General features: G+C 62.8%; 23 protein-coding genes. 10 read left to right on the top strand and 13 right to left on the bottom strand.

The window, feature by feature from the left end; all coding sequences use genetic code 11:
* Positions 1-220: 220 nt before the first annotated feature.
* The 8 genes from M729_RS0100955 to M729_RS0100990 all read right to left on the bottom strand — a co-directional run bounded on the left by M729_RS0100955 (position 221) and on the right by M729_RS0100990 (position 10,351).
* Positions 221-2,656 (bottom strand): FAD-dependent oxidoreductase, encoded by a 2,436-nt coding sequence (locus M729_RS0100955; RefSeq protein WP_027160486.1) that lies wholly within the window; start codon positions 2,654-2,656, stop codon positions 221-223.
* A 193-nt stretch (positions 2,657-2,849) separates the two neighbouring features.
* On the bottom strand, positions 2,850-3,494 hold the full coding sequence (locus M729_RS0100960; RefSeq protein ID WP_027160487.1) for a cytochrome c oxidase assembly factor Coa1 family protein: 645 nt from the start codon (positions 3,492-3,494) through the stop codon (positions 2,850-2,852).
* An 81-nt stretch (positions 3,495-3,575) separates the two neighbouring features.
* Positions 3,576-3,941 (bottom strand): hypothetical protein, encoded by a 366-nt coding sequence (locus M729_RS0100965; RefSeq protein WP_013531203.1) that lies wholly within the window; start codon positions 3,939-3,941, stop codon positions 3,576-3,578.
* Between the two features lie 142 nt (positions 3,942-4,083).
* A complete protein-coding gene (locus tag M729_RS0100970) occupies positions 4,084-5,463 on the bottom strand; it encodes an aspartate aminotransferase family protein (protein ID WP_013531202.1) in 1,380 nt (459 codons plus the stop codon).
* 48 nt (positions 5,464-5,511) lie between these two features.
* Complete coding sequence (locus M729_RS1000000136785; protein WP_063172368.1) at positions 5,512-5,652, bottom strand: hypothetical protein; 141 nt, start codon at positions 5,650-5,652, stop codon at positions 5,512-5,514.
* 68 nt (positions 5,653-5,720) lie between these two features.
* Positions 5,721-7,793, bottom strand: coding sequence for a prolyl oligopeptidase family protein (locus M729_RS0100980; RefSeq protein WP_027160488.1), 2,073 nt, complete (start codon positions 7,791-7,793; stop codon positions 5,721-5,723).
* 65 nt (positions 7,794-7,858) lie between these two features.
* Positions 7,859-9,031 (bottom strand): MFS transporter, encoded by a 1,173-nt coding sequence (locus tag M729_RS0100985; RefSeq protein WP_024501292.1) that lies wholly within the window; start codon positions 9,029-9,031, stop codon positions 7,859-7,861.
* Between the two features lie 144 nt (positions 9,032-9,175).
* A complete protein-coding gene (locus tag M729_RS0100990; protein ID WP_027160489.1) occupies positions 9,176-10,351 on the bottom strand; it encodes an MFS transporter in 1,176 nt (391 codons plus the stop codon).
* Between the two features lie 252 nt (positions 10,352-10,603).
* Here M729_RS0100990 and M729_RS0101000 point away from each other — a divergent pair, with 252 nt between their 5' ends.
* From M729_RS0101000 to M729_RS0101010, 3 genes are all read left to right on the top strand, one after another.
* Entirely contained in the window at positions 10,604-12,181 is a 1,578-nt protein-coding gene (locus tag M729_RS0101000) for a trimethylamine methyltransferase family protein (RefSeq protein WP_024501293.1), read from the top strand.
* 254 nt (positions 12,182-12,435) lie between these two features.
* Positions 12,436-15,006 carry an FAD-dependent oxidoreductase gene (locus M729_RS0101005; protein WP_027160490.1) on the top strand — a complete coding sequence of 857 codons (2,571 nt, stop codon included), beginning with the start codon at positions 12,436-12,438 and terminating at the stop codon, positions 15,004-15,006.
* Positions 15,007-15,015: 9 nt separating this feature from the next.
* Positions 15,016-16,371, top strand: a complete 1,356-nt coding sequence (locus tag M729_RS0101010; protein ID WP_027160491.1) for a Xaa-Pro peptidase family protein — start codon at positions 15,016-15,018, stop codon at positions 16,369-16,371.
* Here M729_RS0101010 and M729_RS0101015 read toward each other — a convergent pair.
* Both M729_RS0101015 and M729_RS0101020 read right to left on the bottom strand, forming a co-directional pair.
* The gene (locus M729_RS0101015; RefSeq protein WP_027160492.1) at positions 16,336-17,163 is read right to left on the bottom strand and encodes a PhnD/SsuA/transferrin family substrate-binding protein; all 828 of its coding nucleotides are present in this window, start codon (positions 17,161-17,163) and stop codon (positions 16,336-16,338) included. The two genes, M729_RS0101010 and M729_RS0101015, sit on opposite strands and share 36 nt — an antisense overlap.
* 91 nt (positions 17,164-17,254) lie before the next feature.
* Positions 17,255-18,265: a fatty acid desaturase gene (locus tag M729_RS0101020; RefSeq protein WP_027160493.1), complete on the bottom strand. Its 1,011-nt coding sequence runs from the start codon at positions 18,263-18,265 to the stop codon at positions 17,255-17,257.
* A gap of 230 nt (positions 18,266-18,495) precedes the next feature.
* On the opposite strand from M729_RS0101020, the gene M729_RS0101025 reads away from it, so the two are divergent.
* The gene (locus tag M729_RS0101025) at positions 18,496-19,353 is read left to right on the top strand and encodes a helix-turn-helix transcriptional regulator (RefSeq protein ID WP_024501298.1); all 858 of its coding nucleotides are present in this window, start codon (positions 18,496-18,498) and stop codon (positions 19,351-19,353) included.
* Between the two features lie 131 nt (positions 19,354-19,484).
* Entirely contained in the window at positions 19,485-20,507 is a 1,023-nt protein-coding gene (gene bmt / locus M729_RS0101030; RefSeq protein ID WP_027160494.1) for a betaine--homocysteine S-methyltransferase, read from the top strand.
* A 15-nt stretch (positions 20,508-20,522) separates the two neighbouring features.
* Here bmt and M729_RS1000000138725 read toward each other — a convergent pair whose 3' ends face one another.
* The 3 genes from M729_RS1000000138725 to M729_RS0101045 all read right to left on the bottom strand — a co-directional run bounded on the left by M729_RS1000000138725 (position 20,523) and on the right by M729_RS0101045 (position 23,682).
* Positions 20,523-20,792 carry a hypothetical protein gene (locus tag M729_RS1000000138725; RefSeq protein ID WP_024501300.1) on the bottom strand — a complete coding sequence of 90 codons (270 nt, stop codon included), beginning with the start codon at positions 20,790-20,792 and terminating at the stop codon, positions 20,523-20,525.
* A 212-nt stretch (positions 20,793-21,004) separates the two neighbouring features.
* The gene (locus M729_RS0101040) at positions 21,005-23,119 is read right to left on the bottom strand and encodes a VWA domain-containing protein (protein WP_027160495.1); all 2,115 of its coding nucleotides are present in this window, start codon (positions 23,117-23,119) and stop codon (positions 21,005-21,007) included.
* A gap of 2 nt (positions 23,120-23,121) precedes the next feature.
* On the bottom strand, positions 23,122-23,682 hold the full coding sequence (locus M729_RS0101045) for an RNA polymerase sigma factor (protein WP_027160496.1): 561 nt from the start codon (positions 23,680-23,682) through the stop codon (positions 23,122-23,124).
* Positions 23,683-23,838: 156 nt separating this feature from the next.
* Here M729_RS0101045 and M729_RS0101050 point away from each other — a divergent pair, with 156 nt between their 5' ends.
* Genes M729_RS0101050 through M729_RS0101070 form a run of 5 tightly spaced genes read left to right on the top strand, consistent with a single transcriptional unit; the run spans position 23,839 to position 25,745 of the window.
* Positions 23,839-24,162, top strand: a complete 324-nt coding sequence (locus M729_RS0101050) for a metalloregulator ArsR/SmtB family transcription factor (protein WP_013531187.1) — start codon at positions 23,839-23,841, stop codon at positions 24,160-24,162.
* Positions 24,159-24,584 carry an SRPBCC domain-containing protein gene (locus M729_RS0101055; RefSeq protein WP_013531186.1) on the top strand — a complete coding sequence of 142 codons (426 nt, stop codon included), beginning with the start codon at positions 24,159-24,161 and terminating at the stop codon, positions 24,582-24,584. The genes M729_RS0101050 and M729_RS0101055 overlap by 4 nt, the downstream gene beginning before the upstream one ends.
* A 54-nt stretch (positions 24,585-24,638) precedes the next feature.
* Complete coding sequence (locus tag M729_RS0101060) at positions 24,639-24,860, top strand: hypothetical protein (protein WP_013531185.1); 222 nt, start codon at positions 24,639-24,641, stop codon at positions 24,858-24,860.
* A gap of 12 nt (positions 24,861-24,872) precedes the next feature.
* Positions 24,873-25,313: a DUF1801 domain-containing protein gene (locus M729_RS0101065; protein WP_013531184.1), complete on the top strand. Its 441-nt coding sequence runs from the start codon at positions 24,873-24,875 to the stop codon at positions 25,311-25,313.
* Positions 25,314-25,352: 39 nt separating this feature from the next.
* Complete coding sequence (locus M729_RS0101070; RefSeq protein WP_013531183.1) at positions 25,353-25,745, top strand: VOC family protein; 393 nt, start codon at positions 25,353-25,355, stop codon at positions 25,743-25,745.
* Positions 25,746-25,760: the final 15 nt, after the last annotated feature.

Genomic DNA, 25,760 nt, shown 5'->3' on the forward strand with positions numbered 1-25,760 from the left:
ACTGTGAGGCGGACATCTCATCCGTCCGGCGCTCCGGATCAGGTCTCGCGTACCGGAGCCCGTAAGTTTCGACAAGTGCCATAAGTTTCGCAAAGTGTTTGCGTAGCGAAGCGCCATGCGTATCTGGCAAAACCGCGTTCCCGATGGAGCGCGGTTTTTGCGTTTTACCCTGCAGCACGGTTGAGACATCGATGAACCGGAAACTGTACTCCGGGATACCTCACATGCGCCCGCGGGCGCCTTCCGGATCATAGGGCGAGTCGGCGATCACCTTTGCCGCGCGGCGCTCGCCGAGGATCGAAACCTCGAGCTCGGTACCGGGCGACACAAGTTCCAGGGGCAGCAGCGCAAGTGCGATGTCGTGACCAAAAGTGTAGGAGTAGCCCGCCGAGGTGATGTGGCCGACGAGCTCGCCTTCGCGGTAAACGCCCTCGAAGGCGAATGCGCTCGCACCATCCGTGTCGATCGACAGTGTGGCGATCCGGCGTGTAACCTGCTGCTGTTTCGCGACCAGTGCCGCCCGGCCGATGAAGTCCCTCTTGTCGAGGCTGATGAAGCGCTCGAGGCCGCTTTCCAAGGCGGACAATTCGGGGTTCATATCGCGGTACATGGCCCGGTAGGATTTATCGAGACGAAGCGATTCCAGCGCTTGAAGTCCGACCAGCCTCAGCCCGTGTGCCTCTCCCGATGCCAGAAGCGCATCCAGCAAATGCCGCTGGTAGCAGAGTGGATGATAGAGTTCCCATCCCAGCTCACCCGAATAGTTGACACGCAGCAGCCGTACGTCGCTGGCCATGCCGACGGTGCCGGACTGTACGCTGAACCATGGGAAGGCCTCGTTGGAGAGGTCGATCTCCGTCAGCGGCTGCAGTATGTCGCGCGCCTTCGGCCCAACCACCGTGAAGCTGCCGCGATCCTCCGTGACGTTGCGCAGATGCACGCTGCCGTCCTTCGGCAACAGCCGGCCGAGATCGTCAAGGTTCCAGCGTTCGGCGCGCGGCGTCGATATGAGATAGAACAGGTCGCTCTGCAGCCGCGCCACCACATACTCGGCCTGCACGCCGCCGGTCGGCGTCAGGTGATGGGCAAGAGCGACACGACCGGGACGCGGCAGTCTGTTGGCCAGGATTCCGTCGAGCCAGCCCTCGGCGCCCGGCCCGCCGACCTCGAACTTGGTCATTGGTGTCATCTCGACCAGACCGGCGGCCTGGCGGACAGCCTGGACCTCTGCGGCGACGTGGTTCCCCTTGGGGGTCCAGCGCCAGCTGTAGACATTGCGCGCCTCGACACCCGCGGGCGCAAACCAGCTCGGCATCTCCCAGCCGTTCAACACGTCCCATACCGCGCCAAGCTGACTTAGGCGGTCATAGGACGGGGCCGTCTTCTGCGGTCGCGCCGCCGGCATGTCCTGGCCCGGATAGTGCTGTACGGCGTGGGTGCCCCAGGCTTCCCGGACCTTGGCCCGGGTCCAGTTCTTGTTGGCATAGCGGCCGAACCTGCGGGGATCCAGCTCCGCCGTGTCGATGCTGTTGCCACCCTCCACGATCCGTTCGGAGAGGTAGTAGCCAATCGCACCACCCCAAAGGATGCCCCCCGGCACCCCTTCGGCGAGCCAGACATTCTCCAGGCCCCACGCCTGCCCCATCAGCGGCAGCTCATCGGCCGTCATCTGGAAAGGTCCTCGCACATTGCGCTTGATGCCGGCGCGCCCGAGCGCGGGAACCAGTTCGGTGGCGCGCTCCCAGTTCCAGGAAACGGCATCGAAATCTTCATCGAGCAGATCGGCGCCGAACCATTCCGGGACGCCGTTTTCGGCGAACAGCTTGAGCTGCTCGGTACGCTCATAGGGACCGAACATCAGCCCGTCTCCCTCTTCGCGCAGATAGCCCTCGTAACCCTCGTCCCTGAGGATCGGCATCTCCGGAAGACCAAGCCGTTTGCGTTCCACGATTTCGGGAACCGCCTCGGTGATCCAATACTGGTGCAGGATCGGAATCGCGGGAATGTCCAGGCCCAGCATGGCGCCTGTCTGGCGTGCGTAATTGCCTGTTGCAAGGATGACATGTTCACAGACGATCTCGCCGCGTGAGGTCTTGACCCTCCACCCGCCGCTCGGCATCCGCTCGAAACCCACGACCTCGGTATCAAGATGGATCTTCGCGCCGAGGTCGCGTGCACCCTTGGCCATGGCCTGGGTGACATCGGCGGGTGCAATGTGGCCGTCATCGGGATGGTAGAGGGCACCTAGCATGGTGTTGTTGTCGAGCAGCGGCCAGATCTCTCGCGCCTCCGCGGGCGATACGATCCGGGCCCGCACTCCCTGGACCTCGGCAACGTCCATGTAGCCTCTGTACTCGTCCAGCCTGTCGCGCGTGTTGGCAATGCGCAGTTGCCCGCATTTGTGCCAGCCGACGTTCTGGCCCGTCTCCGCCTCCAGGCCTTCATAGATCGCGATCGATCTGGCGATCATGCGGCCGACATTGCGGCTGCGCGCGTAAGAGGGGATGAGCCCCGCGGCATGCCATGTCGAGCCGGCCGTAAGCTGTGTTCGCTCCAGCAATGCCACATCGGTCCAGCCGCGCTTTGCCAGGCCGTAGAGAATGCCGGCGCCCACACAGCCGCCACCGACCACGACCGCACGAAAGGAACTCACCATATGCTCGTGCCCTTGTCAGAAATTGCCACCGGTCCACATGAACGCATGCGCATACTGTCAGACAGCATCCGGCTTTTCAGCATATTTCCTTGTCTGGAACGCAGCAGCGGTCACCCGACTGTTGGGCCACGAAGCCGGCCGAACTGTCAGCTGTCGCGCTCGCGTTCAGGCCGCTTTTTTGCGTTTTGCCTAGCTATATTCCGATTGCAGCATTCGGGATCGGGACATGATCTTCGTTGATCAGCACGATCGGCGCATCGGCTCCCTCGACCCTGACGACCAGCAGGCGCAGGCTCCACGTGCCGGCTGTCCGGACAGCCGTCGAATAGGCCGTGCCCTTGCCCCTGGCGCCGTGGACCGGAATGCCGAACTGGGCGTCACCAGCCCCATTCGCATCGAGTTTGAGATGGCCGCCGACCCAGAAACTGTCGGTCAAATCATCACCCAACGCCGCCTTAACGCGGTCGTCGGCGCGAAGCCTGTCCATCGTCATGAGATAGGCATCGCTGCCTTTCAGGACGTAGGGAATGCTGCCGACCATCGTCGCGCAGCCGCCAATCCCGACCACCCAGACGGCAAGGCCGGCGATTGCCCAGTTGCGCTGCGTCTTGCGAAACTGCTCCGCGTCGCGCCAGGCGCGGTTCTGCCAAGCCCAGCGGCTGCCGCGCGCGCCCAGCACGATGATCATGATGATATTGACGACAGGAATCAACGCCAGCAACGCAATGAAGGTGCTGTTGCCGATACCCCAGATCCAGTTGAGGAAGAAGGCGCCCCAGTTCCAGCGGTCGAGTTCGGCTGGAATTTCAGCGGGCTGGTTGAGCGGTTGTCCGGCCATCATGTCCCCAATCGGTAACGTACGGACTGATTCTAGCGCATGCGCTCCTCGATGCGCAAAATCAAAGTTTTGCAACCCCGGTCAGGTCTTGTTGGACAGCCGGCGAAAATTCGCTTTCACGGCACGGCTTGCCGGCTTCAGCGCGGCGCTGATCGAGCGCTCCGCCGCAACCCCGTTGAACAGCGACGGCGTGCGGCCGGAAAAGACTTCCGGCCAGAACCGCGATGCCGATTGCAGGAAAGACATTTGTGCCGCAAACGCGCCTTCGGCCATAGCGGCGGTCTTCTCGTTGACCGCACGCGCCGTCTCCGTACTCCATGGCTGGCGGCTCCCGCCATCCATGGCCATCAACGGCAGCCGCATCATCGCCACCAGCGGCGCCAGCATCAGGTCGCCGCTGATGCTGGCCGCTTCTCGCGTCCGTCGGCTCTTGCCGGTTTTTCTCATGGAAACAAACCCCTTGTGGCGGCCGAATCAGCCGCTGCCCCACACACTACGCGCTTGTGATGGAATTCGTTCCCTCGCCGCTTCGGCATGGTTTCAAGGCTGGGCGCGCCCGCCGAAGAGCGCCCAGCCGAGGGGTCGAGTTCTACCGCTTGCGAAGATCGGCTTGCGCCAGATCCAGCGCCTTCGAGATGCGGTCGCAGGCCATATCGATCGTATCGCGGGTCCAGATCAGCGGCGGCGACAGGATCATCGTGTCGCCGGTGGCGCGCAGCATCATGCCATTCGTGATGGCGTGATCCCGCACGGTTACCGCCGCACTTCCAGCCGGCAGGAACCGCTCCTTGGTCGCCTTGTCCTTGACGATCTCGATCGCGCCCATCAGTCCGATCGAACGGACCTCGCCGACCAGATCATGTCCGGCAATGCGCTCCTGCAACGCCTTGGCGAAGTAAGGGCCGGTGTCGTTCCGGACGCGGTCGACCAGCCCTTCGCGCTCGATGATCTCGAGGTTCTTCAGCGCCACGGCGCAGGCCACCGGGTGCCCGGAATAGGTGTAGCCATGGTTGAACTCGCCGCCCTTCTCGACCAGCGTCGAGGCGATGCGGTCGCCAACCAGCAATGCCGACAGCGGCTGATAGCCCGAGGTCAGCGCCTTGGCCGTGGTGATCGTGTCTGGCTCGATGCCGAGTGTCTGTGCGGCAAACCATTCGCCGGTGCGTCCATAACCGGTGATGACTTCGTCCAGCATCAGCAGGACATCGTATTTACGGCAGATGCGCTGCACTTCCGGCCAATAGCTCGCCGGCGGTATCTTCACGCCGCCGGCTCCCATGATCGGCTCGCCGATAAACGCGGCAACCTTGTCGGCGCCGGCTTCGAGGATCGCCTCCTCGACAGCCCCGGCCGCGCGCAGACCGAAATCATGATCGCTCTCGCCAGGCAGCGCCAGCTCATAGGCATAGGGCATCATCACATGGACGATGTTGGGCACCGCACCGTTGAGCTGCTTGTGCATACCATCCATGCCGCCGAGCGAGGTGCCGGCAACGGTCGAGCCGTGATAGGCCATCTTGCGCGAGATGATGCGGTTCTTCTCCGGCTTGCCCTCCAGCACCCAATAGTGGCGCACGAGGCGCAGCGCGGTGTCGTTGGCTTCCGACCCGGAAGAGCCGTAGAATACCTGGTTGACGTGCTTCGGCGCGATCTCCGCCAGCTTCTTGGACAGCAGCACTGGCGTCGGCGTCGAGCATTTGAAGAAGGAGTTGTAGTAAGGCAGTTCCTTCATCTGGGCATAGGCGGCCTCGGCCAGCTCGTCACGGCCATAGCCGATGTTGACGCACCACAGCCCGGCCATGCCGTCGAGGATTTCAGCCCCCTCGGAATCGTAGATGAAAGGGCCGTTGGCATGGGTGATGATGCGCGACCCGGCCCCGCGCATTTCCTTGTGGTCGGTGAACGGATGCAGATGATGCGCGGCGTCGATCTGCTGAAGCTGCTTCAGCGAATAATTCTGATAGGTCATGTCTGATCTTCCCTCTGGATTCTATCCGGCCAAGCCGGGGCGAATGCTTCAGAGGAAGAGGGGTGGCGAATAGCCGATGCGGGCGCACAGCCGCAAAAGCTCGGCGCGCAGCGTGCGCGGTGACGGCGTCACCGCGACCCGCAATGCGCGAGCCTCAAATGCGTCAATCAACATCCTGACGAGAGCCATGGAAGCCACCTTAGAGCAAAGGCTGCTCGAGGAGAACCACCCTTTGCTTGGCCCATAACTGAATGACTCTAGGCCTTGGCTGTCAGCGCCCTTTGCAGGAAGACATATTTCATCGCCGTCTGCGCCGCCTGCGGCCGGCGGTCGCCACGCCCGCCATGGCCGCCCTCGGTCTCCTCGAAGAACAGCGTCCTGGCATGGCCGGCTTCCTGCAGGCGGGCGGCCATCTTGCGCGCATGGCCGGGATGGACCCGATCGTCAGCGGTCGATGTGGTCAGCAGCACAGGCGGATAGGCGGCAGCGGCGTCGACATGCTGGTAGGGCGAGTAGGCTGAAAGCCACTTCGCGTCTTCGGGTTTCGACGGATCGCCATATTCGGCCATCCACGAGGCGCCAGGCGGCAATTCGGCGTAACGCAGCATGTCGAGCAGCGGCACCTCGATGATGACGGCGCCGAAAAGCTCGGGATGCTGCGTCAAGGAAACGCCGGTCAGCAAGCCGCCATTCGAACCACCCTGGATGCCGAGCGAGCTTGCTGTCGCGATGCCGCGCTTGACGACGTCCTGCGCGACCGCTGCGAAATCGTCGAATCCGTTCTGACGATTGCCCTTGAGCGCCGCCTGATGCCAGGCTGGGCCGAACTCGCCGCCGCCACGGATGCATGCCTGCACATAGGCATTGCCTTTCTCCAGCCACAGCTTACCACGCACGCCGGCATAGCCGGGCAGCAGCGGCACTTCGAAGCCGCCATAGCCGTAAAGCAGCGTCGGCACCGGACCTTTCTGGTCGCGCCGCCTGACGACGAAATAGGGGATCATCGTGCCGTCCTTGGAGCGCGCCTCGAACTGTTCCGAGATCAGCGGCGAGGCATCGAAACGCGCCGGCTGCGACTTCACGGTGGCGAGCGTCTCGCCATTGTCGTCGGACCAGATGATCGAACTCGGGGTCAGGAAATCGGTGAAGGAGAAGGAGACACTCGAGCCGAACTGCTCGGCATGACTGATGCCGACATTGCCATTTTCGGGCAGCGCCACCGGTTTCAGCGACCAGTTGCCATCCATGCGCTCGCAGACGACGACCTTGCCGCGCACATTGTCCATCAGGCTGATGAACAGCCGGTCCCGCGTGCGGGCAATGCCGGCTATGGAAACGCGATAGGCCGGCTCGAACAAGGTTTCGACAGGCCCGATCGCGCCGGTCTCGACCCAGCGAGCCAGGTCCAGCGAATAGAGGCCGTCGGGCTTGCAAACCGTGCCGCCGGGCGCCGTCCATGCACTGCGCACGCCGAACACGAGCTGATCCCTGAATATTGCCGTATCGGTCATGTCGTCCGGTAGCGGCAGCTGTTTGTTTTCGCCGGAAGGCAGCCGAAGGAAGATGTGCGAAGCGAAGAAATTCAGCGTTCGAGCCAGGACCAGATAGCGTCTGTCACCGTCGTACTCGACAGCGGCACCAACGGCGAGATCCTCTTTCTGCGCCTCGAAGATCGGCGGCGCGTCTTTCAGCTTGGTATCGCGCTTCCACAACTTTATGACTCGCGGATAGCCGGACTCGGTCTTGTCGGCCTCGTCGAAAGCGGCGGAAACAATCACGGTGTTCTTATCCAGCCAGCTGAAACCCGACTTGGAAGCGGGTGCACGAAACCCACCCTCGACAAACGACTTGGTCGCGATGTCGAATTCGCGCATCTCGCTGGCGTCGCCGCCATCCGGCGACATACTCACCAGGCAACGGTTGAAGTCCGGATAGAGTCGGCTTGCGCCGCCAAAAACCCATTTTATCCCTTCCTCCGCCGCAAGCTGGTCGAAGTCGATGATCGTTTCCCAGTCGGGCTTCTCGGTCTTGTAGGAAGCGACGGTCGTGCGGCGCCAGAGGCCGAGCACATTGGTCTTGTCCTGCCAGAAATTGTAGACATGGCCGGCTTTTGCCGCGCCGACAGCGATGTTGTCCTCGGCCGTCATCAGGTCGAGCGCGGTCTGGAACGACGCCTGATAGGACGGATCGCCCTGCAATTCGCCAACCGTGATCTCGTTCTGGCGATGTACCCAGTCCAATGACTGCTTAGCTGTCCTGTCCTCCAGCCAGAGAAAGGGATCGTCGGTCGTGGGGGCAGAATTCGGCGTCTGGGTAGCAGGCTTGGTCATGAGGTCTCCGATAAACGCGTTGCTTTGAAAAGCCAACGCCGACAGGCCGTCGATATTCACCATGTTCAGCGCACAATTGAGGCTTTCCGCCGACCAGCGAGGCTCGCAATGGCCAGCGCCAGGCACAGCAGCCCAAGCGTGATCGGCAGTCCGCCGGCGCCCATAACATCCATGGCGCCCCCCGCCAGCGGCGGCACGGCGATGCCGCCGACGCCCCACATCAAGGAAAAGGCCGCATTGCCGGCGACCAGTGCGGAGCCGGTGAAGCGTTCGCCGAGCTCGATGATCGACATCGTGTAGATGCCGTAGGAAACCGCGCCCCAGACAAAGATCATTGGCCAGATCAGCGGCGACTCGATGAGAAGCGGAAGCAGGACGCAGCCGAGCACCGTGATCGCGACGCAGGCAAGCCGCACCAGGCGCGCGGAAAGCCTTTCCGCCAAAAGGCCGAGCGGCACCTGCATGGCGATGTTGCCGGCGATCATCACCGACAGCAGCGCCGACATGCGGGTTTCGGTGATGCCGTGATGGGTGCCATAGACCGGCAGCAACGCCAACGCACCCTGTTCGAAGCCGGCGGCGACTATGACGGCGAACAAAAGCAGCCACGCCAGCGGCACGAAACCCAGGACGGAAACCTGGTGCCCGGCCTCGTCGACCTTGGGCAAACGCGGCAGCACCGAGGCCAGGCAAATGCCACACAGCACGAAGGCGAAAATGCCGACGAGGAAAGGCGGCCAGCCCTCAGTGCCGACTGCAAGCAGGCACAGTGGCCCGGTCGCGAAACCGGCCGAGATGATCGTCGAATAGACACCCATGACGCGGCCGCGTCGGGCCGGCGGTGCCAGCGCGATCACCCAGATCTCGCTCAGCACATAGAGCGGATTGGTCACGACGCCGATCAGGAAGCGCAGGGGAAACCACAAATAGACATTTTGCGTCCAGCCGATCAGCGCCAGCACGACAGCCGAAAGGGCCGCACAGGTGAGCGCGGTGCGCCCTGCCCCGAATCGGCGGGCCAGCGCCGGGATCAACGGCGATGACAGAATGAAGCCAATCGGCGTCATGGCCGCCGACAAGCCGATCATCGCTGGCGAAACGCCCTGGCGCTGCAGGATGAAACTCAGCAGCGGATAGGACAACCCTTGCGCGATGGCGAACACCGAGACGGTCGCGATCACACCGGTGATCGCCGCCCATTGCATCGTCTCGTCCTTGTTCGATTCAACCAAATTCATGTACGCACCGCTGTCGGGCTGCAGGATTAGCGATTGAGTTGCGCGGAGGTAAGCCCCTGGCGGGCGAAAACTGCTTGCTCCAGACAGTGCCTGTCAGGAGGTTGGGCCTGTCAGGAGGTTGGGCCTGTCAGGAGGTTGGGTTTATCAGGAAGCTCGGCGCATGGATGAGCGGTACAGCGCGAACATCACCAGCACCGCGTCGAGAGCGGCAATAACCACCGGCAGCCCAAGTGGGCCGATGCCTTGCATGAGCAGGCCCGCACCGGGTGGGCCGACGATGCCACCAACGCCCCACATCAGCGCAAAGGCAGCGTTGCCGGCGACCAGCACAGAGCCCTTGAACCGGCTGCCGAGTTCGACCAATGCCATGGTGTAGACACCGTAACCGACCGCGCCCATCACCAGCAGCACCACCCAGATCAACGGCGTTGTGATCAGCAGAGGCAGCAAAAGCGCGCAAACGGTTGTTGCCAGTGCGCAGACGATGATCATGGCGCGGCCGCCAAAACGCTCCGCCAGAAGGCCGAGTGGTATCTGCAGCAGGATGTTGCCGAGGGAAAGCGCCATCACCAGCGAGGCCAGAACGGCTTCCGCCAGGCCATAGCTGGCGCCGAAGACCGGGACCAGCGCATAGGTGCTCTGCTGGACCGCCGCCGAGACAAGCACGGCAAGCAGCAGCGCCGGCGCCATTTTGGCAAACCCGACAAGGCCGCTGGCAGGCTGGCCGTCATCCTCGAAGCCGGTGAGCTTTGACGAGACGGCGTGCAGGATCACCGCGCAGAGCGCGAAGCCGGCGACGCCGACCATGAAAGGCGCCCAGCCCGACGTACCGAGCAGGGTCAGCGCGAATGGTCCGGCGGCATAACCGGCGCCCATCAGCGTGTTGAACACGCCCATCACCCGGCCGCGCCGCGACGGCGGTGCCAGCGACAGCGCCCACACCTCGCCAAGGATATAAAGCGGATTGATGACCACGCCGATGATGAAGCGGATGACGAACCACGCCACCCAGTCCTGCAGATAGCCGATGCCCAGGAAGCAGAGCGCGCCGATCAGCGAGCAGCCGACCGCCAGGTTGCGCCCGCCGACCAGCCGCACCGCCGCCGGCACGAAGGAAGCCGACAGGATCAGCCCGAGCGGCATCATCGCCGCCGACAGGCCGATCAGCGCCGGCGACATGCCTTGCTTCTGCATCAGCAATGTGAACAGCGGCGAGCTCAGCCCTTGCGCGGCGCCAAACATGGCAAGTGCCGCGGTGACGCCGGCAAGCGCTGCCCATTGCGTTCCTGCTTCGCCTTCGCTCGAGCCGGTCGCGACCATGCTGCCATCCAGATGAACTGCTGGCCATCAGGCCGGCAAGCCAAGTAGCTATCGGTTCGATCCCCGGAAGGAAAGGGCCGGCCACCGAAATCCGCTTGCTCCAACGCGGCAACCTGATCAAGCCGATGTCGCGGCCGGGCACCTGCCGTTCCGGCATGTCGCTTCCCTCGCCCTAGTGGTCGTCGCCTCCGCAATGGCCGGACAGCCGCCGGTCCATTATGCCGCCCGCTATCGCATCCCACGAGGACCATCATGACCGCCGCCCTACAACCCTCAGAACCGGCATTGGCCACCGACCGCGCCCGTCGCGGCGGCCGCGCTGGAAAGCGCGCCGGCGGCTCAGCCGCGTTCGAGCAGCCGGCTTTTCGCCAGTTGAAGAACCCGCTGGCGCCAACCAGGCTGGTGTCCGACGACGAGCTGGAATCGATTCACCTCGCTTCCCTGCGCGTGCTGCGGGAAATCGGCGTCGACGTGCTGCATGATGAGGCCCGCAGCATCATGAAGGCGCATGGCGCCGACGTGCGTGACGGCTCAGAGCGGGTGCGCTTCGACAGCGACATGATCCTCGACCTGGTGTCGCACTGCCCGTCGGAATTCACCATCCATGCCCGCAATCCTGCGCACAATGTGCGTTTTGGCGGCAACAATGTGATCGTCTCGATGATGGCGTCGGCGCCCAATTGCTCCGACATCGATCGCGGCCGCCGGCCCGGCAACCAGCAGGACTACCGCAACTTCCTCAAGCTCGCGCAGATGCACAACATTCTGAACTGCACGGGCGGCTACCCGGTCGAGCCGACCGATATCCATCCATCCGTCCGCCATCTCGAATGCATCCGCGATCTCAGTGTGCTCACCGACAAGGTGTTCCACATCTATTCGCTCGGCAAGGAACGCAATGTCGACGGCATCGAGATCGCCAGGATCGCGCGCGGCATCAGCCACGAGCAGATGCTCGAAGAGCCGTCCGTCTTCACCATCATCAACACGAATTCGCCGCTGAAACTCGATGTGCCGATGATGGAAGGCATCATCCAGATGTCGAGCAAGGGCCAGGTCGTCGTCGTGACGCCGTTCACCCTGTCGGGTGCGATGGCGCCTGTCACCATCGCCGGCGCACTGGTGCAGCAGAACGCGGAGGCGCTTGCCGGCATTGCCTTCGCCCAGATGGTGCGCAAGGGCGCCCCCGTCGGATATGGCGGCTTCACCTCCAATGTCGACATGAAGTCCGGTTCACCGGCGTTCGGCACGCCGGAATACATGAAGGCGCAGCTCGTCGGCGGCCAGCTTGCCCGCCGCTACAACATCCCCTACCGCACCTCCAACACCTGCGCCGCCAACACGGTCGACGCGCAGGCGGCTTATGAAAGCGTGTTCTCGTTGTGGGGCGCCATCCAGGGCGGCGGCAACCTGATGATGCATGCCGCCGGCTGGCTCGAAGGCGGCCTGCGCTGCTCCTACGAGAAGACCATTCTGGACATCGACCTGCTGCAGATGGTGGCCGAATTCCTGACCCCGCTCGACCTTTCCGAAGAGGCACTCGGCTTCGACGCCATCCAGTCGGTCGGCCCCGGGGGCCATTTCTTCGGCACCCAGCACACGCAGGACCGCTACAAGACCGCCTTCTACTCGCCGATCCTCTCCGACTGGCGCAATTACGAGACCTGGGCGGAAGCCGGCTCACCGACGGCGCTCGAAAAGGCCAACAAGGTCTGGAAGGAGCGGCTGGCGTCCTATGAGGAGCCTTACATGGACCCGGCCATCCGCGAGGAACTCAACGCCTTCGTCGCCAAGCGCCGGTCCGAAGGCGGCGCGCCGACCGATTTTTGATCGGCAGTATTGTTGATGAACGGTCGACCCCCACTCCGTCGAGCTGCGCTCGCCACCTCTCCCCCGATCCACGGGGTAGAGGAAGGGCGCGAGCTTATACCGGCTAGCGCCCTTCCTCTCCCTCCGGAGGGGAGAGAGGTGGCGCTGCGAAGCAGCGACGGAGTGGGGGAAGCCATTCACGAAACACGCAGCCGTCGCGAAACAGGCACGCCCCACTCCCCCGATTCAATCTCTCCAAAAGCGGACCTATCTTGATGAAATCTCACGTAAAAGCGGTTGTCATCGGCGGCGGCGTCGTCGGCTGCTCGGTTCTCTACCACCTGGCCAAGGCCGGCTGGACCGACATCATGCTGATCGAGCGCTCTGAACTCACATCCGGCTCGTCCTGGCACGCGGCGGGCGGCTTCCACACGCTGAACGGCGACCCCAACGTCGCCAAGCTGCAGGCCTATACGGTGCAGCTCTACAAGGAGATCGAGGAGATATCCGGCCAGTCCTGCTCGCTGCATTTGACCGGCGGCGTGATGATGGCCGATACGCCCGAGCGCATGGACTTCCTGCGCCTTGCCCACGCCAAGGGCCGCTATCTCGGCATGGACACAGAGCTGATCACCCCTTCCGAAGCCAAGGCGATGTTCCCGCTGATGGACGAGACCAATTTCGTCGGCGCCATGTGGGATCCGGTCGAAGGCCATCTCGACCCGTCCGGCACCACCATCGCCTATTCAAAGGCGGCGAAAAAACTCGGCGCCGAGATCGTGCTGCGCAACCGCGTCGTGGAATTGACGCAGGAGGTCGACGGCACCTGGAATGTCGTCACCGAACAGGGCACGGTGAAGGCCGAGCATGTCGTCAACTGCGGCGGCCTGTGGGCGCGCGAGATCGGCCGCATGGTCGGCGTCGAGCTGCCGGTTCTTGCCATGGAGCACATGTATCTGCTCACCGAGCCGATGCCGGAGGTCGAGGAATTCAACAAGTCGACCGGCCGCGAAATGATCGGCGTGCTCGACTTCAAGGGCGAGATCTACACCCGCCAGGAGCGCAACGGCATCCTGCTCGGCACCTATGAAAAAGCCTGTAAGCCATGGTCGCCGGTCAACACGCCGTGGGATTTCGGCCATGAATTGCTGCCCCCCGACCTCGACCGCATCGCGCCGTCGCTGGAAATCGGCTTCAAGCATTTCCCCGGCATCGAGAAGGCCGGCATCAAGCAGATCATCAACGGCCCCTTCACCTTCGCACTGGACGGCAACCCGCTGGTCGGCCCGGTGCAGGGCCTGACCAATTTCTGGTGCGCCTGCGCCGTGATGGCCGGCTTCAGCCAAGGCGGCGGCGTCGGTCTGGCGCTGTCGAACTGGATGGTGCATGGCGATCCTGGCTTCGATGTCTGGGGCATGGATGTTACACGCTTCGGTGAATGGGCCGGCCTGCGCTACACCAACGCCAAGGTGCGGGAAAACTATTCGCGCCGCTTCTCCATCCGCTTCCCCAATGAGGAACTGCCGGCGGCACGTCCGGCGCAGACGACGCCGCTCTACGACACGATGCTGGCCAACAACGCGGTCATGGGCGACAGCTGGGGCCTCGAAACCCCGCTCTGGTTCGCACCTGAAGGCAAGGAACCCAGGGATATCGTCTCCTTCCATCGCTCCAACGATTTTGGGCCGATCGGCGAGGAAGTGCGCGCCACGCGTGAGCGCGTCGGCGTCACCGAGATCGCCAATTTTGCCAAATACGAAGTCTCGGGACCCGCGGCCGAGGATTTCCTCAACCGGCTGATGACCAACCGCATGCCGAAGACCCGCCGCATCGTGCTGACGCCGATGCTCAACGAGTTCGGCAAGCTGATCGGCGACTTCACCATCGCCAAGGCGGCAGAAGACCGCTTCATGATCTGGGGCTCTTCGGCAGCGCAGAAATACCACATGCGCTGGTTCGAGAAGCACCTGCCGAAGGACGGAACGGTGCGCATCCACCGCTTCGACCAGACGCTGGTCGGCCTGTCGATCGCCGGGCCGAAATCACGGGACCTGCTGCAGAAACTGGTCGATGTCGACGTCTCGACAAAAGCCTTCCGTTTCATGGATTTCCGCGAGATGGCTGTTGGCGGGGCGCCCTGCATGGTCAACCGCATCACCTACACCGGCGACCTCGGCTATGAAATCTGGATGGCGCCGGCCTACGAACGCCTGGTTTACAAAGCAATCAAGGACGCCGGCGAGGAATTCGGCCTTGTCGATTTCGGCATGCGCGCTCTGCTCTCCATGCGCCTCGAAAAGAACTTTCCGACCTGGTTCCGCGAGTTGCGGCCGATCTATGGACCGTTCGAAGGCGCGATGGACCGCTTCATCAAGCTCGAGAAGAATGACTTCATCGGCCGCGAGGCCGCCGCCAAGGAACAGGCCGAGGGGCCAAAGCTGCGCCGCGTCTCCTTCATCGTCGATGCCACCGACGCCGATGTCATGGGTGACGAGCCGATCTGGGCCAAGGTCAGCAAGGACTACGGCACGGTGGAAAAGCCGCATGGCTATGGCGCGCCGCGCTTCGACAAGGGCGGCAAGGAAATACGTGGCTCCAAGGCTGCCGAAGGCGCATCCGCCGTGCGCGGCATCGTCGACGGCGACTGGCGCGTGGTCGGCTGGGTCACGTCGGGCGGCTATGCGCATTATGTGCAGAAGTCGATGGCGCAGGGCTATATCCCCGCAGCGCTTGCCGAGGACGAAAGTGCCGGGCTGTTCGAGATCGAGATCCTCGGTCAACGGCGCCCGGCCCGCATCAATGTCGAAGCGCCCTTCGATCCGAGCGGCGAGAAGATGCGGACCTGAGGTTCGACGATGGACAGCGCGGGGCCGAAGGGCAGCTTTGGCCGCCACCGCAAGATCATGCCGTTCGAGCCGGGCTCGATCGAAGCTTTGCGCGACGCCTCCCGCCAGAAGGCGGGTTCGCTCAACCAGCATGTGCTGGGCTATGGCCCGCAGGCCGAGGCTGAGTGGGCGGCGGCAGGCATTGCCGCGCCCGACCTGGCGGCGATGCGAAAATACCGGCTGGAGCGTATCCGCGCCGAGCTGAAGCGGCGCGGCTATGCCGGCGCCCTGCTCTACGACCCCGTCAACATCCGCTACGCCACCGACAGCACCAACATGCAGCTTTGGGTGGCGCACAATCCGACGCGGCATTGCTTTGTCGCCACTGAAGGCCCGGTGGTGCTGTTCGATTATTTTTCCTGCGAGCACCTGTCCGACCATTCCGGCGTCGTCAACGAGGTGCGGCCGGCGGTGTCGTGGATGTATCTCTATGGCGGTGAGCTGACCGAGCAAAAGGTCCGCCGTTGGGCCGCCGGAATAGCCGATTTGGTCAGGGAACATGGTAGCGGCAACAGCCGCATCGCCGTCGACCACATCAATCCCGAAGGCGTCGAGGAGCTGGCTCGCCTCGGCATTTCCATCGGCAATGGCGAAGCAGTGATGGAGAACGCGCGGCTGATCAAATCGCCGGACGAAATCCTCGCCATGCGCCGGGCGATTGTCGCTTGCGAAGCGGCGATGGGCGAGATGGAACAGGCGCTGAAGCCGGGCATTTCCGAGAACGAGCTATGGGCGGAATTGCATCGTGGCAACATCGCGCGCGGCGGCGAGTGGATCGAGACGCGACTGCTGACGTCAGGCCCGCGCACCAATCCGTGGTTCCAGGAATGCTCTTCGCGAAAGATCGAGGCTGGCGATCTCGTCGCCTTCGACACCGACCTGATCGGCCCCTACGGCTTCTGCGCCGACCTGTCGCGCACCTGGCTGTGCGGCGATGCAAACCCGTCGAATGAACAGCGCGCCCTGTTCCGCATCGCCGCCGACCAGATCGAACACAACACGGCTCTGATGCAGCCAGGCATCTCGTTTCGCGACCTCGTCGAAGCCTCGGCGGTGCCGCCGGGTGACTGCTTCCCGACGCGCTACGGCGTGCTCTATCACGGCGTCGGTCTGGCCGATGAATACCCGACCTTGCCGCATGCCAGCGACTGGACATCGGACACGCCGGACGGCGTGCTGGAACCTGGCATGGTGCTGTGCGTGGAAAGCTATATCGGCCGGCTTGGCGGGCGCGAAGGCGTCAAGCTCGAAGAGCAGATCCTGATCACCGAGACCGGCAACGAACAGCTCTCAACCTACCCGCTGGATACGAGGCTGCTCGGATAGTCCGGCAAGCGCTTCTCGCATTGCCCTGACTGTCTTTTCCGGTGTTGCCCTCGCCGTGATGAACGGCAGGCCTTTGCGCCGTCCGGTCCAGCCGACGATCGCGACTTTCCGCGCTGCTGGCTCGAAGCGCTGCGCCAGCGCCCAGCTTTCGCAGTCGATCGCTGCAACATCGGCCCTGCCCTCGGCAATGGCGACGATTGAAGCGCGGTGACCGCCGCTCTCGCTACGCGACGAAAAGATGTCCAAGCCTTCGTCGGCCGCTCGCAGGTCGCGCGTCAGCGCAATGATGCCCGACATGGAATCGAGGCTGTTGAAGGTGAAGCGCTTGCCGCGGATCAGATCGAGCGGGATGAGAGCGCTGCCATCCGCAGGCGATCGAACTTCCGGTCCCTCGCCTATCCGCATCACCAGAGCGCTCGAATAGAGCTCGCCCTGCCCGCCTTCATAGGCGTCATAGCTCGGCTGGCCGACCACCTGCACATGCCTGGACAGGCCAAGTTCCATCGGCCCCCAGCAGGTCTGCGCGAACAGCAGCAAAGGATGCAGCCACAATCTATGGAAATCGAGTTCATCCGGCGGCAATGTCGCGGGATCGGGTGCGATCAATGCACCGGCAGCATCGCGAATTCCGCCCGGCACCGGCGGCAGGTCGCCATTGCGCCGCACGATGGCTTCCGGCGCGTCGATCCCCTTTTGCCGAAACGCATCGCGCAGCAGCACCCATTGCGCGTCGACCTCATCGCGCACTTCGGGCCAATCATACATCGGCAACGCCGCAACCAATTCACTCATGCCGATATCAAATCATCATGTCTGGAAAAAGGATCGCGAAAACGCGGCGTCCAATCAGAATTGGCCGACACGGATTCCGGGTAGGCCGGAATTATTCCTTGGGCGGCTCGGCGGGAACCGGCGCACTGCCGAGCCCGCTGATGCTGCGCGCCCTGATGCGCGGCTTGAAGGCCCTGCCCGGCTCAGGCGCACGCCGCAGCACCGGGTGCACGATCGGCTCTTTCGCCTTGAACGCATAGGCTTTGACCAGCGCGAAATAATTCGGATAGGCATAGCCATTGTTCATCCGCAGCCATTCCTCACGGCGGTCGCGAAACAGCTTGGGCAGCTTGTACCAGGCCACGGTCGGGGTCTTGTGATGGACGAAATGCAGATTGTTGTTGAGGAACAGGAACGACAGCGGCGAGCGCTCGACGATCACCGTACGGCCTTCCGGATGTTCCGACCATTGATGCTCGGCGAACGTACGGATCGAGATCAGCGACTGGCCGAGCCAGACCGGCACCAGAATGTAAAGCCACAGCGGGATGCCGAAGCCGAACTGAACGATCGGCAGCACGACGGCCAGGCCGATCGCATGCAGCAGCCAGGCCTTGCGGATCGGCTTGTCGCCGGCGATCACCTGCTTGGCATCGTCGATGAAGAAGCCGACGCAGGACAGCCACGGGCCGAGCACGAAGCGGCCTGCCATGGTGTTGTTGATCTTGAGCAGGAATTTCATCGTCGGCGGCAGCTCGTCATGCTGCCAGAGCGCCTGATAATAGCTTTCCGGGTCATCGAGCGGGTCGGTCAGCCGCTCGTCGGCGTGGTGACGCAGATGAATGGTCTTGAAGCGGCGGAACGGCCAGACCAGACCGATCGGCAGAAACACGAATGCTTCGTTGATCCGCGCGTTGCGCGTCGGATGCCCGTGCAGCACTTCGTGCATGATCGACGACTGCAATGCGGCGGTGAAGGCGAGGACGGCGAGCGCCAGGACGGGATAGGAAGGCCAGAGCAGGAAACCGGTGGCGAGCCATGTCGCGTAGCAGAAGAAGGCGAGTACCACGGTTGGCCACTCAATGGCCCGTACGCTGTGTCGCCTGATGCTCTTGCTCGTCATGCTATCGACCACTGCCCCTCAGTCGCCGGAATCCCAATTGATTCCTGACAGCATTGTGTCAGGAGAAATGATTCCACTCAACGAGACAAAGTGCACAAACTGTTGCGATTGCGCATTTTTGACCGCACATGTTATACATTGTAAACAGACTTAGGGATTCATTTACGCCTAACGCCACCCTTGGAGCGGTTCCGGCGCAAATTTTTCCTCAATCCAGGTGGAGCACGGACATGGACAAGCGCGACCTGTCGACGATCTTCCGCGAGCGACTGAAAATGCTCTTGACACGCTCCGACCTGAACCAGTCGGCCTTTGCAACCGCGGTCGGCATCGACCGCTCGGCGCTGTCGCAACTGCTGTCGGGCGCCTCGACGCGCCTGCCCCGCGCCGAAACACTGCTTAACATCGCCGCCGAGTTCAAGGTGTCGCTCGATTGGCTCCTCGGCCTCAGCCAGGACGAAGGTCTCACCGGCGAAATCCGCGAAAGCCTGGAGATCGAAGAGGCACCGGATGGTTTCGACCGCACGCTGTTGGCCAAATGGCATGCCGAGGCGGCAGGCACCAAGATCCGCTACGTGCCTGCCGGCATTCCCGATCTTCTGCGCACCGAAGCGCTGGTCGACTACGAAGCCGGCATCGCCAACAAGAGCCGCCTGGCGCAGGCCGGCGAAACGCAATACCGCATCGACTACAACAGGCGGCCTGAGACCGACATGGAAGTCTGCATGCCGCGCCACACGCTGGAGATATTTGCCCGCGGGCTGGGTGTCTGGGACCGTTTCCCCGAAGCCGACCGGCGCGCCCAGCTGCTGCACATGGCGACGCTGCTCGACGACCTCTACCCGACCTTCCGGCTGTTTCTCTATGACGGGCGGATGCGCTATTCGATCCCCTACACCATCTTCGGACCCTATCGCGCCGCCATCTATGTCGGCGACATGTATCTGGTGCTCAACGCCACTCAGCCGATCCAGACGCTGATCCAGCACTTCGACAATCTGATCCGGGCCGCCGACATCAATGCGCACGAGGCGTCCGGCTTCGCGCACAGACTGGCCGGCATGTCATTCTCAACAGGCACTGCCTGATCTTCGGCAACAATGATCCTTTGGACGGAAACCGGCCCCCGCATTGGTGGCCGCGTTGCCGCCATTCCATTGACTACACATAAAGACTTCTTTATATCCTTATTCGACTTCGAAACATGAAAGCCAATCCGATGACGACCACCAACCCGATCGATGCTCTGCTGGCCGAAAAGGGCGTGCTTCTGGCCGATGGCGCCACCGGCACAAACCTGTTCGCCATGGGGCTGGAAGCCGGCGAGGCGCCCGAGCTGCTCAACGAGACGGCGCCCGACACCATCACCAGCCTGCATCAGAATTTCGTCGATGCCGGGGCCGACATCATCCTCACCAACTCGTTCGGCGGCACCCGCCACCGGCTGAAGCTGCATCATGCGCAGGACCGTGTGCATGCGCTGAACCAGCGCGCCGCCGAGATCGCGCGCGCCGTCGCCGACAGAGCTGGCCGCAAGGTCATCGTCGCCGGTTCGGTCGGACCGACCGGCGAATTGCTGGTGCCGCTTGGCGCCATGACCTATGACGAGGCGGTCGACGCCTTCGCCGAGCAGATCGAGGGTCTCAAGGAAGGCGGCGCCGAAGTCGCCTGGATCGAGACGATGTCTGCTCCCGACGAGATCCGCGCCGCCGCCGAGGCTGCCATCCGCGTCGGCCTGCCCTACACCTATACCGGTTCCTTCGACACCGCCGGCCGCACCATGATGGGCCTGCTACCCAGGGATATCCACGGCGTCACCGACGGGCTGTCGCAGGCGCCGCTTGGCGTTGGCGCCAATTGCGGCGTCGGCGCGTCTGACATCCTGGCCTCGCTGCTCGACATGACCGAGGCGAAGCCGGAGGCAACGGTGATCGTCAAGGGCAATTGCGGCATTCCCGAATTCCGCGGCACCGAAATCCATTATTCCGGCACACCCGAACTGATGGCCGACTATGTCAGGCTCGCCGTCGATGGCGGCGCCAAAATTATCGGCGGCTGCTGCGGCACCTCGTTCCAGCACCTTGCCGCCATGCGCAAGGCGCTCGACGCGCACACCAAGGCGGATCGTCCGACGGTTGCCGCGATCGTCGAGCGCATCGGCCCGATGCGCAACAAGGTGGCGACGGAAAATACCGCCGAGACCAGCGAAGCCCGCCGCGAGCGCCGCCGCAGCCGGGCCTGAGCTTATCGGTTTCGATTATTCGCTGTTGTCGGCGTAGCTCGACTGCGCCGACTTGAAGTCGACCACATTGTCGCTGTGCATCGTCATCAGCGCGCCGGATGAAACCGGATCGGTTATCTGCTCCAGCATGATGCGGAAGCGGTCGTTGGTCAGCGCCGACATGGCGGTGTGGCGCGCCTGCGCGACATCGTCACTGATACGCCTGGATTCCGATGATGGGGCCGATGAAACCGCCGAAGCATCTCGTGCCGGCGGTGTCGAGTTGGCGATAGTCCTGATCTGCAATTTCGGCTCCCTCAAGCCCGGTACACCTGTCCTGCGTAACAAGCAGGGGGTTGCGATCCGCTACCGGAAATGCCGCGCAATTTAACGACCTGGAGATTCTCCGAAAAAAGGCCGGCAAGGGAATGAACCCCTCGCCGGCATGCCTCACCCGCCCGCGGTCGGTTTCCCCTGTCAGAACGATCCCATCTGAAAGAAACCGGCCGTCATCACCACTACCGATTACCGCCCAGCGCCGAGGCAAGGCGCACAAGCGAGAGGAACTCGGACCTGTACCCAAACGGGTCGGCTCCTCGAGCGGCAGTGGCGATCTCCATGATCTTGTCGTAACCGAACTTCGCGGTCGCATCCTCGTCGCGCAGCTTCTGGCCGAAGGCGGCGACCGCGACGGAGAAGCGCTGGTCGGTGCTGGCCTGGTCGAAAGACGAGATCTCGTTGGCCGAGGTCACCGGCGTGGTGATCAGCTTCGAGACGTCTTCATTCGGCAGCTTGTAGCGGATCTTGACGAAGGCATATTCGTCCGCATTGGCAACGCCGCCATTGTCCACCGACGCCTGGCCATAACGCAGCGCGTCGATCTGTTCGCCGCCGCTGCCCTTTGGCGTGATTTCATAGATCGCGGTGACGGAATGGCCCGAGCCGATATCGCCGGCATCGACGCGGTCATTATTGAAATCCTCGCGGTTCAAGGCGCGGGTCTCGTAGCCGATCAGGCGATATTCCGCGACCTTGTTCGGATTGAACTCGACCTGGATCTTGACGTCCTTGGCGATGGTGAACAGCGTCGACGATGCATCTTCGACCAGCACCTTCTCGGCTTCGGCCAGCGTGTCGATGTAGGCGGCGGTGCCGTTGCCGTTCTGGGCGATGGTCTGCATCATCTGGTCGTTCAGATTGCCGCGGCCGAAGCCGAACACCGACAGGAAGACACCGGTCTTGCGCTCTTTTTCGATCAGCCGCTTCAGATCGTCGTCGTCGCTCTGGCCGACATTGAAGTCGCCGTCGGTGGCGAGCATCACCCGGTTGACGCCGTCCTTGACGAAGGATTTCTGCGCCAGCCTGTAGGCTTCCTTGATGCCCGCCTCGCCGGCCGTGCTGCCGCCGGGCGTCAGATTGTCGATGGCACTGAGGATCTTGTCCTTTTGGGACGCCTTGGTCGGCTCCAGGACCGTGCCGGCGTCACCCGCATAGGTTACGATCGAGATGGTGTCGTCGGCCTTCAGCTTGCTGACCAGCAGCCGAAAAGCCGATTTGAGCAGCGGCAGCTTGTCCGGCTCGTCCATCGAGCCCGAGACATCGATCAGGAAGACCAGATTGGCCTTCGGCTGCTCGGTCGGCTTGACGTCAAAACCCTTGATGGCGACATGCATCAGCCTGGTATGCGTGTTCCACGGCGTCGGCATGACGCTGACGGTCGAGTTGAATGGTGTCGATGCCGACTCCGGACCCTTCCAGTCATAGGGGAAGTAGTTGATCATCTCCTCGACGCGAACAGTATCGACCTGCGGTAGGGTGCCCTGCTTCAGCGAGCTGCGCACGAAGGAATAGGAGGCTGTGTCGACGTCGATCGAGAAGGTCGAGACCGGATCCTCGAGTGCCGCATGCACCGGATTGGTCTTGAAATCCTCGATGCGGTCGCGGTTTTCCGGTTGCGGCTGCATCTGGTCGGCCGGCAAGGTCGACGGCTGCTGCGGCGCCGTCAGCTTGGACTCGGCCGGCATGCGGGCCCGCGACGTACTGGGCGCACTTACGGCGCCATCCAATGCGAATTCGCCTGTCGGAGCCGGTGGCGCAGGCTCGGCCAGCACACCGCGCTCCAACGCATTCTGTTGTGCCGCGCCGCCGGCAACGGTCGATTCGGATTTCTGCGGCGAGGCCGGCGCCACAAGCGCATCGGTCGCGTCGCGGCTTTCCACATCGGCGTCGGCTTTCTTGTCCGTCTCCAGCCCGGTCGGAGCCGGCTTCGGCTCGGCGGTCGTCGGCTTCACCGTCGCCGGCTTGTCGGCCAGCGTCTCGGTGATTTTCTCGTCGCCGCCGAATTTCGGCGGCTGTTCCCTCAGCATATGGAAGGTGGCGTATCCGGCGATCGGCAGGGCGACGAGCCCGGCAAGAACCGGCGTGGCAATGAGTTTCTTTTGCATGATCTCGCTCCAGAGCTTTTGTGCTCGCTCTGTGAGACGAAGCCCGCCGACCGATCCTTGGGTAACGGCAGAAATATTTTCCTGATCGTATGCGCGCAGAGCGGCTTCGAAAGCACGTGCCTTGGCATCCTTGGCGGGCGCCGGCGCTGCTATATCGCGCAGTCTGTTGAGTTCGTTGTCGTCAACCATGGTCACACTTCCCCGGCCGCGCGCATCAGCGTCTTCAGCCGTTTCTTCGCTTCATGGATGTGCCAGGAAACCGTCGTCTCCGAGATTGTCATCGCCTCGGCCGCGGCCGCATGGCTCAACCCTTCGCCATAGACCAGCAAAACTGCGTCGCGCTGCTTGTCCGGCAATCGCCGGACGGCCGCCCATAACGCTTCGGCAGGGTCTTCCGGTTCGACCGACGCCTCGCTCGAGATCAGTGCATGGACGCCATAGGCCTCGGTCTTGACGGTCTCGCGGGCGGACTTTCGCATCACGTCGCGCGCGGCGTTCATCGTCACGGAATAGAGCCATGTGGTGAAGGCGCCGCCGCCGCGATAGTCGCGGATCGCTTTGCCCAGCCTGACGCAGACTTCCTGGGCGATGTCTTCGGCATCGGCCTTCCTGCCGCACCAGCGATAGGCGGCGCGATAGACGAAGTCATAGTGCCTTTCCAGCAATGTGCTGAAGGCCCTCCTGTCTCCGCCCTTCGCCCGCCCGATCAGTTCGGCGTCGGAGGCTTCGCTCTCATCCAGCATCATCGCCATCATTTGCCTGTTGGACGAAGGCTAATGGCTAATCCTTGGGGCAATGGAAAGATTTTTTTGGAAACCGCCGGATCGGGACCGTCAACACCCCCGCTTGACATATCCATATCTCGACAGTTATACGTAAATCAATAGCCACAGGGTTATCGATCCCGGATGACGAACGCTCACGATGTCCTCTTCAGAACGCTCTCCGATCCGACGCGTCGCGCGATCTTCGAGCGCCTGTGCCGGCAAGGCGAGCAGACGGTCGGCGCCCTGACGGCTCAGTCGGGGGTCTCTCAACCTGCGGTGTCGAAGCATCTCGGCGTGCTCAAGCAGGCCGGGCTGGTGCGCGATCGCCATCAAGGACGGCAGACCCATTACAGCGCCCAACTGGCAGCACTTTCCCCACTGACCGACTGGACGAACCAGATGAACGCGTTCTGGCAGAGCCGGTTCGACGATCTCGAAAATTTGCTCAAAAGAATGGACCAATGACCAACATTGCGACCGAAACGCGCTCTGTCATCGTCGAACGTGAGATCCCCTATCCGCCGGAAAAAATCTGGCGCGCACTGACCCAACCGCATCTGATCGAGGAATGGCTGATGAAGAACGACTTCAAGCCAGTCGTGGACCACCGTTTCAAGCTGCGGAAGGAACCGCAACCTGACGTAAGCATCGTTGTGGACTGTCAGGTAACAGCCGTCGAGTTGAACAAGACACTGTCCTACACCTGGCAGGCCTATGGCCTTGAGAGTGTCGTCACCTGGACCCTCGTGCCGACCAGCACAGGCACCCGGTTGCGTATGGAACAGTCCGGCTTCCGGCCGGATCAGGAGCAGGCGTATCGGGGCGCGACGAGCGGGTGGCGGCAGTACTTTGCAAATCTGAGTCAGGTCCTGGCGCGGATAGATTGAAACTCGCAGGTGCGGATCGGTGGTCCGCACCGGCTGTTTTGACAGGAGGATCTATTGGACTGGAACAAGTGGGTTCGGCAAATGCATCGCTGGCTGTCGATCATCTTTGCGCTGACCGTCATCGCCAACTTCGCCACCATGGCATTCAGGCAGCCTCCCGCCTGGGTGGTCTACTCGCCGCTCCTGCCGCTCCTCCTGCTGCTGCTCAGCGGCCTGTACATGTTCGTGCTGCCCTATGCCGCCAAGGGACGCGGCGTGCAGCGTGCCGGCGGGTAGGAGTGGGGCAGAGTGGCCAAGACGCAGGGACAATCGACCGAAGCCAAGGCTGCGCCAGTGCTGCTCTCCGGCGGCAACCCGCAAATCGCCAAGGGCGACGGCGACGCCCCGGTGCAGGCCTATATCGCTGCGATGCCGGACTGGAAGCGCGGCCTGGGCGAGCGCCTCGACGCGCTCATCGTGGGCAACGTGCCTGACGTCCGCAAGGCCGTGCGATGGAACTCACCCTTCTACGGCATCGAAGGCCAGGGCTGGTTCGCGAGTTTCCATGTATTCACCCACTATGTGAAGATGACCTTTTTCAGTGGCATCTCATTGCAACCGATCCCACCAGGCGGCACGGCCAAGAGCAAGGATGTGCGCTGGATCGACATCCGCGAAGACCGGTTCGACGAGGCGCAAATGGCGGAATGGATCAAGCAGGCCGCCGCCCTGCCCGGCTGGACCCCGTAGCGGCCACAGACGCAAGAATACGACAGAGGAGAAAGAGCGATGAAGATCAAGCTGACCAGCGTGTATGTGGACAACCAGGAAAACGCATTGCGCTTCTACACCGACGTGCTGGGCTTCACCAAGAAGGCCGATTTCAGCAACGGGCCCTATCGCTGGCTGACAGTGACCTCGGCTGAAGAGCCTGATGGAACCGAACTGCAGCTCGCGCTCAACGACAACCCGGCCGCCAAAGCCTATCAGGAAGCCATCTTCCAGCAGGGTCAGCCTGCGGTCATGTTTTTCACCGACGACGTCAAGGGCGACTACGAGCGCATCAAGGCGAAGGGTGGCGCGTTCACCATGCCGCCGACCGAGGTGACCGGTTCAACCATCGCCCAGCTGAACGACAGCTGCGGCAACCTCGTTCAGATTACCCAACTGGCGCGCTGGTGACAGGCAGCGGTTGAA

Source organism: Mesorhizobium sp. WSM1293 (genome assembly GCF_000513875.1).
GTDB lineage: Bacteria > Pseudomonadota > Alphaproteobacteria > Rhizobiales > Rhizobiaceae > Mesorhizobium > Mesorhizobium ciceri.

What these genes read in the sequence shown, in the direction of transcription:
- M729_RS0101040 (WP_027160495.1), bottom strand. Translation starts at nt 23,119, where the DNA reads ATGGTTGACGACAACGAACTCAACAGACTGCGCGATATAGCAGCGCCG.
- bmt (WP_027160494.1), top strand. Translation starts at nt 19,485, where the DNA reads ATGACGACCACCAACCCGATCGATGCTCTGCTGGCCGAAAAGGGCGTG.
- M729_RS0101070 (WP_013531183.1), top strand. Translation starts at nt 25,353, where the DNA reads ATGAAGATCAAGCTGACCAGCGTGTATGTGGACAACCAGGAAAACGCA.
- M729_RS0101055 (WP_013531186.1), top strand. Translation starts at nt 24,159, where the DNA reads ATGACCAACATTGCGACCGAAACGCGCTCTGTCATCGTCGAACGTGAG.
- M729_RS0101025 (WP_024501298.1), top strand. Translation starts at nt 18,496, where the DNA reads ATGGACAAGCGCGACCTGTCGACGATCTTCCGCGAGCGACTGAAAATG.
- M729_RS1000000136785 (WP_063172368.1), bottom strand. Translation starts at nt 5,652, where the DNA reads ATGGCTCTCGTCAGGATGTTGATTGACGCATTTGAGGCTCGCGCATTG.
- M729_RS0100980 (WP_027160488.1), bottom strand. Translation starts at nt 7,793, where the DNA reads ATGACCAAGCCTGCTACCCAGACGCCGAATTCTGCCCCCACGACCGAC.
- M729_RS0100970 (WP_013531202.1), bottom strand. Translation starts at nt 5,463, where the DNA reads ATGACCTATCAGAATTATTCGCTGAAGCAGCTTCAGCAGATCGACGCC.
- M729_RS0101000 (WP_024501293.1), top strand. Translation starts at nt 10,604, where the DNA reads ATGACCGCCGCCCTACAACCCTCAGAACCGGCATTGGCCACCGACCGC.
- M729_RS0101015 (WP_027160492.1), bottom strand. Translation starts at nt 17,163, where the DNA reads ATGAGTGAATTGGTTGCGGCGTTGCCGATGTATGATTGGCCCGAAGTG.
- M729_RS0101050 (WP_013531187.1), top strand. Translation starts at nt 23,839, where the DNA reads ATGACGAACGCTCACGATGTCCTCTTCAGAACGCTCTCCGATCCGACG.
- M729_RS0100960 (WP_027160487.1), bottom strand. Translation starts at nt 3,494, where the DNA reads ATGGCCGGACAACCGCTCAACCAGCCCGCTGAAATTCCAGCCGAACTC.
- M729_RS0101045 (WP_027160496.1), bottom strand. Translation starts at nt 23,682, where the DNA reads ATGGCGATGATGCTGGATGAGAGCGAAGCCTCCGACGCCGAACTGATC.
- M729_RS0100985 (WP_024501292.1), bottom strand. Translation starts at nt 9,031, where the DNA reads ATGAATTTGGTTGAATCGAACAAGGACGAGACGATGCAATGGGCGGCG.
- M729_RS0101010 (WP_027160491.1), top strand. Translation starts at nt 15,016, where the DNA reads ATGGACAGCGCGGGGCCGAAGGGCAGCTTTGGCCGCCACCGCAAGATC.
- M729_RS0100955 (WP_027160486.1), bottom strand. Translation starts at nt 2,656, where the DNA reads ATGGTGAGTTCCTTTCGTGCGGTCGTGGTCGGTGGCGGCTGTGTGGGC.
- M729_RS0101020 (WP_027160493.1), bottom strand. Translation starts at nt 18,265, where the DNA reads ATGACGAGCAAGAGCATCAGGCGACACAGCGTACGGGCCATTGAGTGG.
- M729_RS0100965 (WP_013531203.1), bottom strand. Translation starts at nt 3,941, where the DNA reads ATGAGAAAAACCGGCAAGAGCCGACGGACGCGAGAAGCGGCCAGCATC.
- M729_RS0101005 (WP_027160490.1), top strand. Translation starts at nt 12,436, where the DNA reads ATGAAATCTCACGTAAAAGCGGTTGTCATCGGCGGCGGCGTCGTCGGC.
- M729_RS0100990 (WP_027160489.1), bottom strand. Translation starts at nt 10,351, where the DNA reads ATGGTCGCGACCGGCTCGAGCGAAGGCGAAGCAGGAACGCAATGGGCA.